Source organism: Hydrogenophaga sp. (assembly GCF_018780075.1).
Lineage (GTDB): Bacteria > Pseudomonadota > Gammaproteobacteria > Burkholderiales > Burkholderiaceae_C > Hydrogenophaga.
In genome coordinates this window covers 1-13,982 of record NZ_JADMKB010000038.1, presented here as the reverse complement: position 1 = coordinate 13,982, position 13,982 = coordinate 1, and the positions used below count along the sequence as shown (strand labels likewise).

Sequence of the window (13,982 nt, the reverse complement as noted above, 5' to 3'; positions counted from 1 at the left end):
CGCTGGTGGTGGCCGAGGCCTTCGGCACGCTGGCCGAGCTCTACCCCGGCCGCATTGATCTCGGCCTGGGCCGCGCGCCCGGCACCGACCCCATGACCATGCGCGCGCTGCGCCGCGACCGGCGCGAGACGGAAGAGGACTTTCCGCGCGACGTGATGGAGCTGCAGCGCCTGCTGGGCGATGCGGCGCCGGGCCAGAAGCTGATCGCCATGCCGGGCGCCGGCACGCACGTGCCGATCTGGCTGCTGGGATCGAGCCTGTTCTCGGCCCAGCTCGCGGCCGAGCGCGGCCTGCCCTACGCCTTCGCCTCGCACTTCGCGCCGCGTTACCTGCTGCAGGCGCTGGACCTGTACCGCCACAACTTCAAGCCGTCCGCCGTGCTCGACAAGCCCTACGCCATCGTCGGCGTGCCGCTGATCGCCGCGCCCACCGACGACGAGGCCGACTATCTCGCCAGCAGCACCTACCAGCGCGTGCTCGGCATCCTGACCGGCCAGCGCGGGCAACTGCCTGCCCCGGTGGCGGGCTTCCTGGAGCGGCTGGACCCGCAGGCGCGCGCCGGCATCGCCGACTTCCTGGCCTGTGCGGTGGTGGGCGGGCCCGACACGGTGCGCGCCGGCCTGCAGCAGCTCGCCAACGCCACGCAGGCCGACGAGTTCATGCTGGTGAGCGACGTGTTCGACCCCGCGCTGCGCCTGCGCTCGCTGGACATCGCGGCCGAGGCGATGGGGCTCAGCGCGCCGGTGGTGCCGGCGGCAACGATCCCCTGAGCCATTCGCGCGGCGAGTGCCCGACCTTGGCGGCGAAGGCGCGGCTCAGGGCCGAGGGGTTGGCGTAGCCCAGCTCGCTGGCCAACTGCTTGATGGAGCTGCCCCGCGCCAGGCCCGTCTGGGCCAGCCCGATGCGCCAGTCGCTCAGGTAGTCCGCCGGCGTCTGGCCCACCAGCTGCCGGAACAGGCTGGAGAAGCTGGTGCGCGACATGCCGGCCACCGCCGCCAGCTGCTCGACGCTCCAGGGCTCGCCGGGGGCATCGTGCATGGCCACGATGGCCCGCGCCAGCCGCGGGTCCGACAGGCCCGTGACCAGCCCGGGCGGCACGCCGGCCTCGCGCGGGTGGTCGAGCAGCCAGCGCAGCGTCTGGATCAGCACCACCTCGAACAGCCGGTCGGCCAGCAGCCGGTGGCCGCAGCGCACGCGGCCGGTCTCGGCGAACAGCAGGTCCAGCGAAGCCCCCAGCCCCTCGACCTCATCGAGCGACAGCACGATGGCGCCGGGCAGGGTGCGCACCAGCGGGTGGGCCTGGCCGCCCTCGAACCACAGCTGCGCACAGGTGAAGTCGGCGCCTTCGATGGGCGGGTTGTGGAAGTGGTGGGCGATAGCGCGCGGGTAGAACAGCAGCGCGGGTGCGCGCAGGTGCAGGCGCATCGGCACGGCCTGTCGTGGCGGGTGCGTGACATCGAGCGTGCCCCGGCGCAGCAGGTGGAGGTACCCCATGCCCGGCGGCGGCGTGAAGCTCTGCACGCCACAGAGCGTACCGGTGAAGGACAGCTCGGCGCGCACGGGAAAGCGCTCCAGCAGGCCGGACAGGCGGTCAATGGGCGGAGGCGGGGGCGGGGGCGGGGAGTTCATACCAGGGGTTGGACGAAAGGGTATGAATTCTGTACGAAATGATCCCATCTGAACAGACCATGGCCAGACACTGGGTGCCACGGATCGCCGCCGGGCGGTCCGCTCCCATCCCCAACCCAGGAGTTTTCCATGCGATCCGTTCCTTTCCGTTCCTCCTTGTGTGCCGCCCTGTGTGTGGCTTGCTTCGCCGCATCCGGCCCGGCCCTGGCCCACGACGGCCAGGCCCACACCGGTGGCATCGCGACCAAGCCGGCCCGGGCGGTGCACGCGCCTTTTGACGTGGTGCACACCCGCATCCGCACCGAGGACAACGCCCTGGTGTTCCACATGCAGGTCTCGGGCAAGGCCGGGCGCACGCGGCCGACGAAGTCCGGCCAGCTGGCCGGCAGCCAGGTGTTCTCCTACGTCTGGCCCACCAGCCTGGACCCGGCCGAGGTGGGCTTCGAGCCCAAGGCCGGCATCCTGGCCTTCGCCGTCACCGCCCACCCCGACTTCGACGACACGCCGCTGTTCGACGAAAACGGCGACGGCCACCTGAAGAACGACGGCGGCGTCTGGCACTCGCACTGGGTGGTGCTGCAGCCGGACGAGGCCTGCGGCAAGGGCGCGCTGAAGGTGGTCGACATCCCTGAAGGTGGCAAACCGCGCCTGCCCAAAACCTGGCCCGGCCTGCCGCTGCTGATCGACAGCCCCGGCTGGAGCCCCTCGTTCGCACGCGACAGCGTGAACGTGCGCGTGCCCTTCGACAACGTGTCGGCGCTGCAGTCGGCGAAGTTCGACGGCGTGACCGCGGCCCTGCGGGTGAACGCCAGCGTGCACGCGCCGCTGCTGTGTGTGGCCCAGGTGTTCAAGGTGGCGTCGGGCGATCTGTCGCTGCCAGGATCGCTCGACTGATGAAGAGCGACCCGCGCCAGTGGCGGAGCGTGGGGGTCTTTCACGCGGACAGATGCGGCGGCGCGCGCATCTGCTCCGGTGTCGTGAAGTAAGCGGAAGAAGACCCCATGCGCCCCCGCGCCCGGTCCAACTCGTGCCGCGCCACGCTGCGCAGGTGCACCTCGTCCGGGCCGTCGAGCAGGTGCAGGGCGCGGCCCCAGGTCCAGAACTGCGCCAGCGGCGTGTCGGGCGACAGGCCCATGGCGCCGAAGATCTGCATCGCGCGGTCGACCACGCGGGTCTGCAGCCCGGCGGCCACCACCTTGATCGCGGCCACCTGCGCGCGCAGCGCCGCCGGCTCGGCGCGCTCCGGGTGGTCCAGCAGCCAGGCGCAGCGCAACACCAGCAGCCGCGCCTGGTCGATCTCGATGCGCGAGAGCGCGATCCATTCCTGCACGTTGGCGTAGTCGGCCAGGTGGTGGCCGAAGCTGCGCCGTTCCAGCGCGCGCTCGGTCGCCAGCGCCAGCGCCAGTTCACACTGGCCGATGGTGCGCATGCAGTGGTGCACCCGGCCCGGGCCCAGCCGCGCCTGCGCCATGGCGAAGCCCGCGCCCCAGTCGCCCAGCAGCTGGTCGGCCGGCACCCGCACCTGTCGGAACACGATCTCGCAGTGGCCCTCGGGCGCGTGGTGGTGCACCACGCTGATGTTGCGCACCACGGCCACACCCGGCGTGTCCAGCGGCACGAGCACCATGCTGTGCTGGTGGTGCTGGGTGTCGGGCGCGGTGCTGTCCTCACCGTCGTTGCGCGCCATCACGATCAGCAGCTTGCAATGCGGATGCGCCGCGCCGGTGATGAACCACTTGCGGCCGTTGAGCACGAAGCCATCGCCCTCGCGCCGCACCGTGGTCTGCAGGTTGGTCGGGTCGGACGAGGCCACGTCGGGCTCGGACATGGCGAAGGCCGAGCGGATCGTGCCGTCCAGCAGCGGCGTGAGCCAGCGCGCGCGCTGCGCGGGCGTGGCGAAGCGGTGCAGCAGCTCCATGTTGCCGGTGTCGGGCGCGCTGCAGTTGAACACCTCGGGCGCCCAGTGCAGCCGGCCCATGGTTTCGGCCAGCGGCGCGTAGTCCAGGTTGTCCAGGCGGGTGCCCGGCTCGTCCTCGCGCAGCCCGGGCAGGAACAGGTTCCACAGGCCTTCTTCGCGCGCCAGGGTCTTCAGGTCGTCCAGGAACGGCGGCGGGTATTGCCCCAGTTGCACCGCCTGGTGCCAGGCCGCGTTGTGGGGCAGCAGGTAACGCTGCATGAAGGTCTCCAGCTGCTGCTGGAGCGCCCGCGCCCGGGGGCTGTGCTCAAAGTCCATGCGGGCATTGTGTGGAGCGCCGGGCCGCTTGTCAGCGCCCACGCGACAGCGGCCCGGCCCGTGGGCCCCGGTGGCGGACAATACCGGCCTCTTCGATACAACCCCGGGCGCCGCCTGTTTCGCGGCCCACCTGGCTTTCACCATGACCTACAGCGTCAAGGAAATCTTCTACACCCTGCAGGGCGAGGGGGCCAACGCCGGCCGCGCGGCGGTGTTCTGCCGCTTTGCCGGCTGCAACCTCTGGAGCGGGCGCGAGGCCGATCGCGCCAGCGCGGTCTGCACCTTCTGCGACACCGACTTCGTGGGCACCGACGGCACGCTGGGCGGCAAGTTCGCCAGCGCCGAGGCCCTGGCCGACACCATCGCCGGGCAGTGGCCCGCCGGCGCGGCCCCCGGCCTGGTGGTGCTGACCGGGGGCGAGCCGCTGCTGCAGGTGGACGAGGCCCTGACCGGCGCGCTGCACGCGCGCGGCTTCACCATCGCGGTGGAAACCAATGGCACGCTCGCGCCGCCCGCCGGGCTGGACTGGGTGTGCGTGAGCCCCAAGGCCGGCGCGCCGCTGCTGCTCACCCGCGGGCAGGAGTTGAAGGTGGTGGTGCCGCAGGACGGGCTGGATCTGGCGGCACTGGCCGAGCTGCCGTTCGACCACCACTTCCTGCAGGCCATGGACGGCCCACTGGCGCGCCGCAACACCGAGCTGGCCACCGCGCTGTGCCTGGCCGACCCGCGCTGGCGGCTCTCGGTGCAGACGCACAAGGTGTTGGGGATCAGGTGACCCCCCTGCGCCGCTTCGCGGCTTCCCCCTAGGGGGACCACGCCCTTGGACCGGCAAAGCCGGATCTTCGGCGTGTGCTGGAAGGGGCACGCTTTCCGGCTGCGGCCTGTGAATTGAGTTGAGAGATGGATTGAGATGAGATACGAACTGAGTCAGAGCTTTTATTTCGAGGCCGCCCACACCTTGCGCCGCAAGATCGATGTCGAGCCCAGCCTGCGCATCCACGGCCACACCTACATCGCCGAGGTCACGCTGGCGGGCGAGCCCGACCCGGACAGCGGCATGCTGGTCGATCTGGCCCACCTGCGCGCCCACATCGAGACCCTGCGCCAGGCGCTGGACCACCGCTTCCTCGACGAGGTGGCCGACCTCGGCCCGGCCACGCTGGAAAACCTCTGCGCCTTCATCTGGCGCGCGATGGAAGCGCGCTACGCGCAGCAACTGGACTGCGTGGAGGTGCGCCGCCAGGCCAGCGGCGACGCCTGCCGGCTGCGCCGCTAGGCGCTTTCCCTCCCCCGGCGGCAGGGCCGGGGCCAGGGCGCCGGCTTGATGTGCATCAAGCCGGTCTTTGGGCGTTTTCGGGCCTCCGGGGCGTGCGATTTCTTGTCGCACATCAAACTACATATAGCGTGTCATGGGTATCGTGCACACCATAGGTAGTGTTTTAACCCCGAAAGAGGAGAGCCCGATGGAGGACGCCATGGTGGTCAGTTTGCCGCGCGAGGTGGTCAAGCGCAGTGGTCAGCGCGAGCCGTTCAATGCCCACAAGATCGGCGCGGCGCTGGCCCGCGCCGGGGCCGCCAGCGGCGAGTTCGACGAGCCGGAGGCCGCGCTGCTGTGCGCGCAGGTGGTCAAGGTGCTGATCCACCGCTTCCGTGGCGAGGCGCCGCACATCGAGCAGGTGCAGGACGTGGTCGAGCAGACGCTGATCGCGGCGAACCACTTCAAGACGGCGCGCGCCTACATCGTCTACCGCGAGCAGCACGCCCGCCTGCGCACCGACCGCCAGACCCTGGTGGACGTGGAATCCTCGATCAACGAATACCTCACGCGCGCCGACTGGCGCGTCAACGCCAACGCCAACCAGGGCTATTCGCTGGGCGGGCTGATCCTGAACGTGGCCGGCAAGGTCACGGCCAACTACTGGCTCTCGCACGTGTACACGCCCGAGATCGGCGCGGCGCACCGCGAGGGCGACATTCACATCCACGACCTCGACATGCTCAGCGGCTACTGCGCGGGCTGGTCGCTGCGCACCCTGCTCAACGAGGGCCTCAACGGCGTGCCTGGCAAGGTGGAGTCGGGGCCGCCGAAACACATGTCCTCGGCCGTGGGGCAGATCGTCAACTTCCTGGGCACGCTGCAGAACGAGTGGGCCGGCGCGCAGGCCTTCTCGTCGTTCGACACCTACATGGCGCCCTATGTGCGCCAGGACGGCATGGATTACGCCGCCGTGCGCCAGTGCATCCAGGAGCTGGTCTACAACCTCAACGTGCCCTCGCGCTGGGGCACGCAGACCCCCTTCACCAACCTCACCTTCGACTGGGTCTGCCCCGAAGACCTGCGCGAACAGGTGCCGGTGATCGCGGGCCGCGAGATGCCGTTCTGCTACGGCGAGCTGCAGGTCGAGATGGACCTGATCAACCGCGCCTACATCGAGGTCATGACCGAGGGCGACGCCAAGGGGCGCGTCTTCACCTTCCCCATCCCGACCTACAACATCACGCCCGATTTTCCCTGGGAGAGCGAGAACGCGCGGCGCCTGTTCGACATGACGGCGAAGTACGGCCTGCCCTACTTCCAGAACTTCATCAACTCCGAGCTGCAGCCGAACATGGTGCGCTCCATGTGCTGCCGCCTGCAGCTCGATCTGCGCGAGCTGCTCAAGCGTGGCAACGGCCTGTTCGGCAGCGCCGAGCAGACCGGCAGCCTGGGCGTGGTCACGGTCAACTGCGCCCGCCTGGGGCATCTGCACGCGGGCGACGAAGCCGGCCTGCTGGCCGCGCTCGACCGCCTGCTGGAGCTGGGCAAGCAGAGCCTGGAGACCAAGCGCAAGCTGATCCAGCGCCTGATGGACCAGGGCCTGTTCCCCTACACCAAGCGCTACCTGGGCACGCTGCGCAACCACTTCAGCACGCTGGGCGTGAACGGCATCAACGAGATGCTGCGCAACTTCACCGGCGACGCGCACGACATCACCACCGACGAGGGCCAGGCCTTCGCGCTGCGTTTCCTCGACCATGTGCGCGCGCGCATCGTCGCCTTCCAGGAAGAGACCGGTCATCTCTACAACCTGGAGGCCACACCGGCCGAAGGCACGACCTACCGCTTCGCGCGCGAAGACCGCAAGCGCTGGCCCACGATCCTGCAGGCCGGCACACCCGAGCAGCCCTACTACACCAACTCCTCGCAGCTGCCCGTGGGCTTCACCGACGACCCGTTCGAGGCGCTGGAGCGCCAGGCCCCGCTGCAGCGCCAGTACACCGGCGGCACCGTGCTGCACCTCTACATGGGCGAGCGCCTGACCAGCGGCGAGGCCTGCCGCGCCCTGGTGCAGCGCGCCCTGACGAACTACCGCCTGCCCTACATCACCGTCACCCCCACCTTCTCGATCTGCCCGACCCACGGCTACCTGGCCGGCGAACACCCGTTCTGCCCGGTCTGCGACGAAGAGAAGCTGGCCGCCAAACGCCAGCAGCGGCTGGCGGCCTGAGATCCCGTTTGTCAACCCCCAAGGAGGAAAACCTGTGAACCCATCCACCCCATTCACCGCCGCGCCCACCACCGCCGACCTGAGCCTGCGCGACGACGAACGCCAGCCCTGCGAGGTCTGGACCCGCGTCATGGGCTACCACCGCCCGGTCAGCAGCTTCAACCGCGGCAAGCAGGGCGAACACGCCGAGCGGCAGTTCTTCACTGAACCCGGCCGTGCCGGTTGAGGCGCTGCCCGATGCGCCGCCGCAGGGGGCCGGTGCCCTGCGCATCGGGGGCCTGACCCGGCTGACCGGCGTCGACTTCCCCGGCCGGCTGGCGGCGGTGGTGTTCCTGCAGGGCTGCCCCTGGCGTTGCGGCTACTGCCACAACCCGGCCCTGCTGGACGCGGCCGTGCCCGGCGCGCTGGCCTGGTCGGCGGTGCGGGCCTTTCTGCAGCAGCGCCGCGGCCTGCTCGACGGCGTGGTGTTCTCGGGCGGCGAGCCGACGCTGCAGGCGGCCCTGGTCCCTGCGCTGGCCGAGGTGCGGGCGCTGGGTTTTGCCACCGGCCTGCACACCGGCGGCATGTACCCGGAGCGCCTGGCGCAGGCCCTGCCGCAGCTGGACTGGGTGGGCCTGGACGTCAAGGCGCCGGCGCAGTGTTACGACGCCGTCACGGGCACGCCGGGCAGCGGCGCGCGGGCGGCGCAGAGCCTGCGCCTGCTGCTGGACAGCGGCGTGGCGCTGGAATGCCGCACCACCTGGCACGCCGGCCTGTTCGGCCGCGACGGGCTGTTCCGGCTGGCCGATGCGCTGGCGGCGTTGTCGGTGCCGCGCTGGGTGCTGCAGGCCTGCAGTGGCCAGGGCCGGCCGCAGGACAGCCTGTCGGCGAGCGATCTGGCGGACTTGGGGGCGCGGTTTCCGCGCTTTGAATGCCGGTAGGGCCGGTTCGCACCTGAAAAGACCGGGACAACAGGCCCTGGCCGCCGGCGCCCGCCACCGGGTCGGGCGTCGGGCCCGAGCGGTGGCGGTCCCGGGCGGTGCGGCCCGTCCAGAGTGGGGTGTGGTTTGGGTATGATTCGTAATGCGAATGAATTGCATTTGCATCAATCACCACCCTCAGACCATGAAAATCCCCGCCTCCGCAGGGCAGCGCCAACCGGATGCGCTGACCCGTTTCGCCAAGTTCTCCCGCTTCACCCACAAATGGATGTCCGTCTGCCTCGGCCTGGTGCTGCTGGTGGTCGCGCTGTCGGGCCTGTTCCTGACCTTCAAGAAGGACCTGGAATACCTGAAGCCGGCCTCGCGCAAGGGCGACAAAGGCGAGTTCAGCCAGTTCCTGCCGGTGCAGCGCGTCGCGGAGATCGTGCTGGACCTGCGGCTGCCGGAGGCCAAGTCGCTGGACGACATCAACCGCCTTGAGCTGCGCCCGGGCAAACGCATGTGGAAGGTGCGCCTGGAAGCGGGTTCCGCCTTCAGCTCGCCGCGGGAACTGCAGATCGATGCGGTCAGCGGCAAGCTGCTCAACGACGGGCTGCGCGGCGACCAGCTGTGGATGGACGTGCACACCTTCCTGGTGTTCGGCGATGTCGCCAAGTACGTCGCCATGGTCCTGAGTGGCCTCACCCTGTTCTGGCTGATCCTGACCGGCTACTGCCTGTTCTTCTACCCCTACTGGGTCAAGGCCCGCAAGGCGCGGCGGGCCCCGGGGCGCGCCGCCGCCGAGCCGGGGCTGGCCGCCGAACAGGCGGGCTGAGCGCCGGAACGCGGCCGGCAGACGCCCCGCTGCGGCCGCGGCCGGACGGCCCGAAGCTTGATCTGTGTCAAGTAAATAAGAGTGATTCGTGTTTAGTATGCACATCGCACCGGGCCAGATGCCCGTGTCCCAACCCCCCCCAGGAACCTTCATGAAACCCTTCACCTTCCTCGTCACGCTCGCGGCCGGCGCCGCCCTGACCTTCGCCGCCCAGGCCAAGGAATTCCCGATCGGCAAGCCGCACAAGCTCGCCGGCATGGAGATCGCGGCGGTCTACCTGGCGCCGATCAAGATGGAGCCCGAGGGCATGATGCGCAAGGCCGAGGAGTCGGACGTCCATCTGGAGGCCGACATCCACGCCCTCAAGGACAACCCGAACGGCTTCGAGGAAGGCGCCTGGATGCCGCACCTGACCATCGATTTCGAGCTGGTCAAAGTGGGCACGACCGAGAAGGTCAGCGGGCACTTCATGCCCATGGTGGCCTCCGACGGCCCGCACTATGGCGACAACGTCAAGCTGATGGGCCCGGGCAAGTACAAGCTGACCTTCCGCATCAACCCGCCCGGCGGCAACGCCGCGCACTTTGGCCGCCACACCGACAAGGAAACCGGCGTCGGCCCCTGGTTCAAGCCCTTCGACGTGAGCTACGAGTTCACCTACGCGGGCACGGGCAAGAAAGGCGGGTATTGATGTGATGGCCCACCCCTGCCGCGCTGCGCGCGCCCCCCTCAAGGGGGCGACACTGGCCGTCCGGCAGAGCCGGCCCGGCGGTGTCCTGGGCTTTGGAGGCACGCGCTCCGATGGTGTGGTGGTTCCCTCGGTGGTTCGACGTGCCGGGCAGCTGACCCGGTGGCTGGCTGCTCTGTTCATGTTGTCGGCGCTGGGGCTGGCCTGGGCGGACGACATGCCGACCTTCCGGCTGACGGCGCGTGAGGGGCGGTTCGAGCCGGCCGAACTGGTGGTGCCGCAGGGGGTGAAGTTCCGGCTGGAGATCACCAACGCCGGGCGCGACCCGGTGGAGTTCGAGAGCCTGGAGCTGCGCAAGGAAAAGGTGCTCGCGCCGGGCGTGACCTCGAGCCTGGTGTTCCGGCCGATGGCGCCGGGGCGCTACCGCTTCTTCGACGATTTTCACCAGACCACGGGCCAGGGCGCCATCGTGGCTCGCTGACCGAAGGCCGGACATGGGCGACGTCATCTTCATCACCTGGCGCGAGAGCGTGGAAGCGCTGCTGGTGGTCGGCATCCTGCGCGCCTGGCTCAACGAGCGGCCGGACCGGGCCTGGGGCCTGCGCTGGCTCTGGGGCGGCGTGGCGCTGGGGCTGGCCGCCGCGCTCGGGCTGGCGCTGCTCATGCTGGGTGCGGCCAGCCTGCTCGACGGCGAGGCCGGCGAGTGGTTCCAGGCGGGCATGGTGCTGGTGGCGGCGGCGCTGATCCTGCAGATGGTGGGCTGGATGCGCCGCCACGGCCGCGGCCTGCGCCAGGACCTCGAACACCAGGCCGCCGGCCAGCTGGCGCGCGCCAGCGGCTGGGGCATCGCGCTGCTGGCGGCGCTGGCGATCGCGCGCGAGGGCAGCGAAACCGTGGTCTTCCTCTACGGCGTGGCCGGCCGCCACGAAGGCGCCGGCCGGCTGGCTTTTGCCGCCTCGGCGCTGCTGGGCCTGGCGCTGGCGCTGGCGAGCTTCTGGCTGCTGCAGTCGGGCCGGCGCTGGATGTCCTGGCGCAGCTTCTTCCGTTTCAGCGAACGGCTGCTGTTGCTGCTGGCCGCCTCCCTGTGGGTCAACGCGCTGGACCGGCTGATCTCGCTGGACGTGCTGCCCACGCTGGTGGACCCGGTCTGGAACACCGCCGACTGGCTGGACGACAGCGGCGCCGTGGGCGGCCTGGTCGCGGCCCTGACCGGCTACCGGGCCCAGCCGGCGCTGATCACGGTGCTGGCGTACGTCGGGTTCTGGGTCGGCGTGGCCCTGCTGCTGCGCCCGGGCGCGTCGGCGACCGCCGCGACCGCGCGGGCCGCTGCGTGAGGCACCGGTGAACACCCGCTGTGCCGTGGAACCGGGGGCGACCGCAGCGCGTGTGGCGCCGCTGCATTTCGTACCGCGCCGGCCGGCCGGCGCGATGGTGGCCCTGGGCGACGGCATGCGGCGCCACGGCCGCCTGATCCGTGGCATCCAGTGGGCGATCGTGCTGTTCTACGCCGTGCTGGTGGTGCTGCCGGCCTTCCTGCCGCTGCCCGACGACGCAGCGCGCATCCTCGACAACCTGAGCCTGTTCGCGCAGTTCCTGTTCTGGGGCATCTGGTGGCCGTTCGTGCTGCTGAGCATGGTGCTGGTCGGGCGGGTGTGGTGCGGCGTGTTCTGCCCGGAGGGCGCGCTCAGCGAAGCGGTCAGCCAGCACGGGCGCGGCCGCGGCATCCCGCGCTGGGTGCGCTGGGGCGGCTGGCCCTGCACCGCCTTCGTCATCACCACCGTTTACGGCCAGCTGGTCAGCGTCTACCAGTACCCGCAGGCGGCGCTGCTGGTGCTGGGCGGCTCCACCGTCGCGGCGGTGGGGGTGGGGCTGATGTACGGGCGCGGCAAGCGGGTCTGGTGCCGCCACCTGTGCCCGGTCAGCGGCGTGTTCGGTCTGCTGGCACGGCTGGCGCCGCTGCATTTCCGGGTCGACCGCGCGCGCTGGGAAGCGCGCACCGGCGGCATCGTGGTGCTGCCCAACTGCGCGCCGCTGATCGACATCCGCCGCATGGAAGGCGGCTCGGCCTGCCACATGTGCGGCCGCTGCAGCGGCCAGCGCGACGCGGTGTCGCTGGCGCTGCGGGCGCCGGGCCTGGAGATTGCGGTGAACGGCCAGCGCGCCGCCACCGGCTGGGACACGGCGCTGCTGCTGTTCGGCCTGATCGGCGTGGCCATGGGTGCCTTCCACTGGAGCGCCAGCCCCTGGTTCGTCACGCTGCGCGTGGCCGCCGCCGACTGGCTGATCGAACACAACGGCCTGTGGATGCTGACCGACAACGCGCCCTGGTGGCTGCTGACCCACTACCCGCAGAACAACGACAGTTTCAGCTGGCTCGACGGCGCCCTGATCACCGGCTACATCCTGGGCACGGCGCTGCTCGTGGGCGGCGCGCTGTACGCGCTGTGCGCGGTCGCGGCGCGCTGGCTCGGCCGCCCCGCGGCGCGCCACCACCTGGCGCTGGCCTATGTGCCGCTGGGTGGCTGTGGCGTGTTCCTGGGGCTGTCGATGACCACGCTGACCATGCTGCGGCACGAAGGCCTGGCGCTGCCCTGGGTGGACGCGGCGCGGGCCGCGCTGCTGGCGGGCGCGGTGGGCTGGAGCCTGTGGCTGGCCTGGCGCAGCAGCGCCGCGCACAGCGCCTCGCTGCCCCGGCGGCTGGCGGCGCTGCTGACGATCGGTGCCGGCGCGGCGCTGATCGCCGGCGGCTGGGGCCTGCTGTTCTTCGTCTGGTGACGACCCGGGCTCACAGCCCCAGCTGCGTGGCCAGCGCGTTCATGCGCGCGCGCACCGCCGGGTCCATGCTCATCACCCGGCCCCACTCGCGCGTGGTCTCGCCCGGCCACTTGTTGGTGGCGTCCAGGCCCATCTTGCTGCCCAGGCCGCTGACGGGCGAGGCGAAGTCCAGGTAGTCGATGGGCGTGTGTTCGATGGTGAACGTGTCGCGCGCTGGGTCCATGCGCGTGCTCATGGCCCAGACCACGTCCTTCCAGTCGCGCACGTCGATGTCCTCGTCCACCACGACGATGAACTTGGTGTACATGAACTGGCGCAAATGGCTCCAGACGCCCATCATCACGCGCCGCGCGTGGCCGGCGTAGGCCTTGCGGATGCTGACCACCGCCATGCGGTAACTGCAGGCCTCGGGCGGCAGGTGGAAGTCCACGATCTCGGGGAACTGGCGCTGCAGCAGCGGGATGAACAGCTGATTCATCGCCACACCCAGCACCGCGGGTTCGTCGGGCGGCTTGCCGGTGTAGGTCGAGTGGTAGATGGCGTCCTGGCGCATGGTGATGCGCTCGACCGTGAAGACCGGGAACTCGGCGCGTTCGTTGTAGTAGCCGGTGTGGTCGCCGTAGGGGCCTTCGAGCGCGTGCTGCCAGCCGCTGGGGTGGGCCGGGTCGGGGTGGATGTGGCCTTCGAGCACGATCTCGGCCGAGGCCGGCACCCGCAGCGGCACGCCGATGGCCGCGGCCACCTCGGTGCGCGCGCCGCGCAGCAGGCCGGCGAACTGGTATTCGCTCAGGCTGTCGGGCACCGGCGTCACCGCGCCCAGCACGGTGGCCGGGTCGGCGCCGATGGCGACCGCCACCGGGTAGGGCTGGTCGGGGTGCAGTCGGCCGTGTTCGCGGAAGTCCTGCGCGCCGCCGCGGTGCGCCAGCCAGCGCATGATCAGCTGGTTGCGCGACAGCACCTGCTGGCGGTAGATGCCCAGGTTCTGGCGCGGCTTGTGCGGCCCTTGCGTGATGACCAGGCCCCAGGTGATGAGCGGCGCCACGTCGTCGGGCCAGCAGTGCTGGATCGGCAGCCGCGCCAGGTCCACGTCCTCGCCCTCGATCACCACCGCCTGGCAGGGCGCGTGGCGCAGCTCGCGCGGGCTCATGTGCCAGAGCGACTTGAGCAGGTCGCCCATACCGGCGATCTCGCGCAGGCCGCGCGGCGCCTCGGGCTCTTTCAGCCGCGCCAGCACCTCGCCGAAACGGCGCAGCTCGCCCACGTCGGCCACGCCCATGGCGCGCGCCACGCGCGCCGTGGTGCCGAACAGGTTGGCCAGCACCGGCAGGGTGTGGCCGGTCGGGTGCTCGAACAGCAGGGCCGGGCCGCCCGCGCGCAGCACGCGGTCGCACAGCGCGGTCATCTCCAGGTGCGGCGAGACCGGCTCGCTGATGCG

General features: G+C 70.7%; 15 protein-coding genes. 12 read left to right on the top strand and 3 right to left on the bottom strand.

Annotated elements, in window-relative coordinates; genetic code table 11:
- A partial coding sequence (locus tag IV088_RS09325) for an LLM class flavin-dependent oxidoreductase (protein ID WP_291100950.1) occupies positions 1 to 770 on the top strand: 770 nt, incomplete at its 5' end.
- On the opposite strand, the gene IV088_RS09320 is transcribed toward IV088_RS09325, so the two are convergent.
- The gene (locus IV088_RS09320) at positions 733 to 1,629 is read right to left on the bottom strand and encodes an AraC family transcriptional regulator (protein ID WP_291100947.1); all 897 of its coding nucleotides are present in this window, start codon (positions 1,627 to 1,629) and stop codon (positions 733 to 735) included. The two genes, IV088_RS09325 and IV088_RS09320, sit on opposite strands and share 38 nt — an antisense overlap.
- Before the next feature lie 129 nt (positions 1,630 to 1,758).
- Here IV088_RS09320 and IV088_RS09315 point away from each other — a divergent pair, with 129 nt between their 5' ends.
- Entirely contained in the window at positions 1,759 to 2,523 is a 765-nt protein-coding gene (locus IV088_RS09315) for a hypothetical protein (RefSeq protein ID WP_291100944.1), read from the top strand.
- A gap of 40 nt (positions 2,524 to 2,563) precedes the next feature.
- Here IV088_RS09315 and IV088_RS09310 read toward each other — a convergent pair whose 3' ends face one another.
- A complete protein-coding gene (locus IV088_RS09310; RefSeq protein WP_291100941.1) occupies positions 2,564 to 3,862 on the bottom strand; it encodes an acyl-CoA dehydrogenase family protein in 1,299 nt (432 codons plus the stop codon).
- A gap of 142 nt (positions 3,863 to 4,004) precedes the next feature.
- On the opposite strand from IV088_RS09310, the gene queE reads away from it, so the two are divergent.
- From queE to IV088_RS09260, 10 genes are all read left to right on the top strand, one after another.
- Entirely contained in the window at positions 4,005 to 4,637 is a 633-nt protein-coding gene (queE, locus tag IV088_RS09305; protein ID WP_291100938.1) for a 7-carboxy-7-deazaguanine synthase, read from the top strand.
- A gap of 135 nt (positions 4,638 to 4,772) precedes the next feature.
- Positions 4,773 to 5,138 carry a 6-carboxytetrahydropterin synthase gene (locus tag IV088_RS09300; protein ID WP_291100935.1) on the top strand — a complete coding sequence of 122 codons (366 nt, stop codon included), beginning with the start codon at positions 4,773 to 4,775 and terminating at the stop codon, positions 5,136 to 5,138.
- 187 nt (positions 5,139 to 5,325) lie between these two features.
- Positions 5,326 to 7,350: a ribonucleoside triphosphate reductase gene (locus IV088_RS09295; RefSeq protein ID WP_291100932.1), complete on the top strand. Its 2,025-nt coding sequence runs from the start codon at positions 5,326 to 5,328 to the stop codon at positions 7,348 to 7,350.
- Between the two features lie 34 nt (positions 7,351 to 7,384).
- The gene (gene nrdD, locus IV088_RS09290) at positions 7,385 to 7,576 is read left to right on the top strand and encodes an anaerobic ribonucleoside-triphosphate reductase (RefSeq protein WP_291100929.1); all 192 of its coding nucleotides are present in this window, start codon (positions 7,385 to 7,387) and stop codon (positions 7,574 to 7,576) included.
- Positions 7,566 to 8,270, top strand: a complete 705-nt coding sequence (locus tag IV088_RS09285) for an anaerobic ribonucleoside-triphosphate reductase activating protein (RefSeq protein ID WP_291100926.1) — start codon at positions 7,566 to 7,568, stop codon at positions 8,268 to 8,270. The genes nrdD and IV088_RS09285 overlap by 11 nt, the downstream gene beginning before the upstream one ends.
- A 184-nt stretch (positions 8,271 to 8,454) precedes the next feature.
- Positions 8,455 to 9,084, top strand: coding sequence for a PepSY domain-containing protein (locus IV088_RS09280; protein ID WP_291100923.1), 630 nt, complete (start codon positions 8,455 to 8,457; stop codon positions 9,082 to 9,084).
- A 151-nt stretch (positions 9,085 to 9,235) separates the two neighbouring features.
- Positions 9,236 to 9,775: an iron transporter gene (locus IV088_RS09275; RefSeq protein WP_291100920.1), complete on the top strand. Its 540-nt coding sequence runs from the start codon at positions 9,236 to 9,238 to the stop codon at positions 9,773 to 9,775.
- Positions 9,776 to 9,779: 4 nt separating this feature from the next.
- Positions 9,780 to 10,253, top strand: a complete 474-nt coding sequence (locus IV088_RS09270) for a cupredoxin domain-containing protein (RefSeq protein WP_367171578.1) — start codon at positions 9,780 to 9,782, stop codon at positions 10,251 to 10,253.
- A 13-nt stretch (positions 10,254 to 10,266) separates the two neighbouring features.
- Positions 10,267 to 11,106 carry an FTR1 family protein gene (locus IV088_RS09265; RefSeq protein ID WP_291100917.1) on the top strand — a complete coding sequence of 280 codons (840 nt, stop codon included), beginning with the start codon at positions 10,267 to 10,269 and terminating at the stop codon, positions 11,104 to 11,106.
- 94 nt (positions 11,107 to 11,200) lie between these two features.
- Complete coding sequence (locus IV088_RS09260; RefSeq protein ID WP_291100953.1) at positions 11,201 to 12,547, top strand: 4Fe-4S binding protein; 1,347 nt, start codon at positions 11,201 to 11,203, stop codon at positions 12,545 to 12,547.
- A 10-nt stretch (positions 12,548 to 12,557) separates the two neighbouring features.
- Here the strand turns inward: IV088_RS09260 and IV088_RS09255 are convergent.
- Positions 12,558 to 13,982 (bottom strand): UbiD family decarboxylase (locus IV088_RS09255; protein WP_291100914.1); only part of this gene is annotated, 1,425 nt, incomplete at its 5' end.

Bases quoted from the DNA above. Each gene is read 5' to 3' on its own strand.
- IV088_RS09300 (WP_291100935.1), top strand. From the start codon at position 4,773: ATGAGATACGAACTGAGTCAGAGCTTTTATTTCGAGGCCGCCCACACC.
- IV088_RS09275 (WP_291100920.1), top strand. From the start codon at position 9,236: ATGAAACCCTTCACCTTCCTCGTCACGCTCGCGGCCGGCGCCGCCCTG.
- IV088_RS09260 (WP_291100953.1), top strand. From the start codon at position 11,201: ATGGTGGCCCTGGGCGACGGCATGCGGCGCCACGGCCGCCTGATCCGT.
- IV088_RS09265 (WP_291100917.1), top strand. From the start codon at position 10,267: ATGGGCGACGTCATCTTCATCACCTGGCGCGAGAGCGTGGAAGCGCTG.
- IV088_RS09310 (WP_291100941.1), bottom strand. From the start codon at position 3,862: ATGGACTTTGAGCACAGCCCCCGGGCGCGGGCGCTCCAGCAGCAGCTG.
- IV088_RS09315 (WP_291100944.1), top strand. From the start codon at position 1,759: ATGCGATCCGTTCCTTTCCGTTCCTCCTTGTGTGCCGCCCTGTGTGTG.
- IV088_RS09295 (WP_291100932.1), top strand. From the start codon at position 5,326: ATGGAGGACGCCATGGTGGTCAGTTTGCCGCGCGAGGTGGTCAAGCGC.
- IV088_RS09280 (WP_291100923.1), top strand. From the start codon at position 8,455: ATGAAAATCCCCGCCTCCGCAGGGCAGCGCCAACCGGATGCGCTGACC.
- queE (WP_291100938.1), top strand. From the start codon at position 4,005: ATGACCTACAGCGTCAAGGAAATCTTCTACACCCTGCAGGGCGAGGGG.
- IV088_RS09270 (WP_367171578.1), top strand. From the start codon at position 9,780: ATGGCCCACCCCTGCCGCGCTGCGCGCGCCCCCCTCAAGGGGGCGACA.
- IV088_RS09320 (WP_291100947.1), bottom strand. From the start codon at position 1,629: ATGAACTCCCCGCCCCCGCCCCCGCCTCCGCCCATTGACCGCCTGTCC.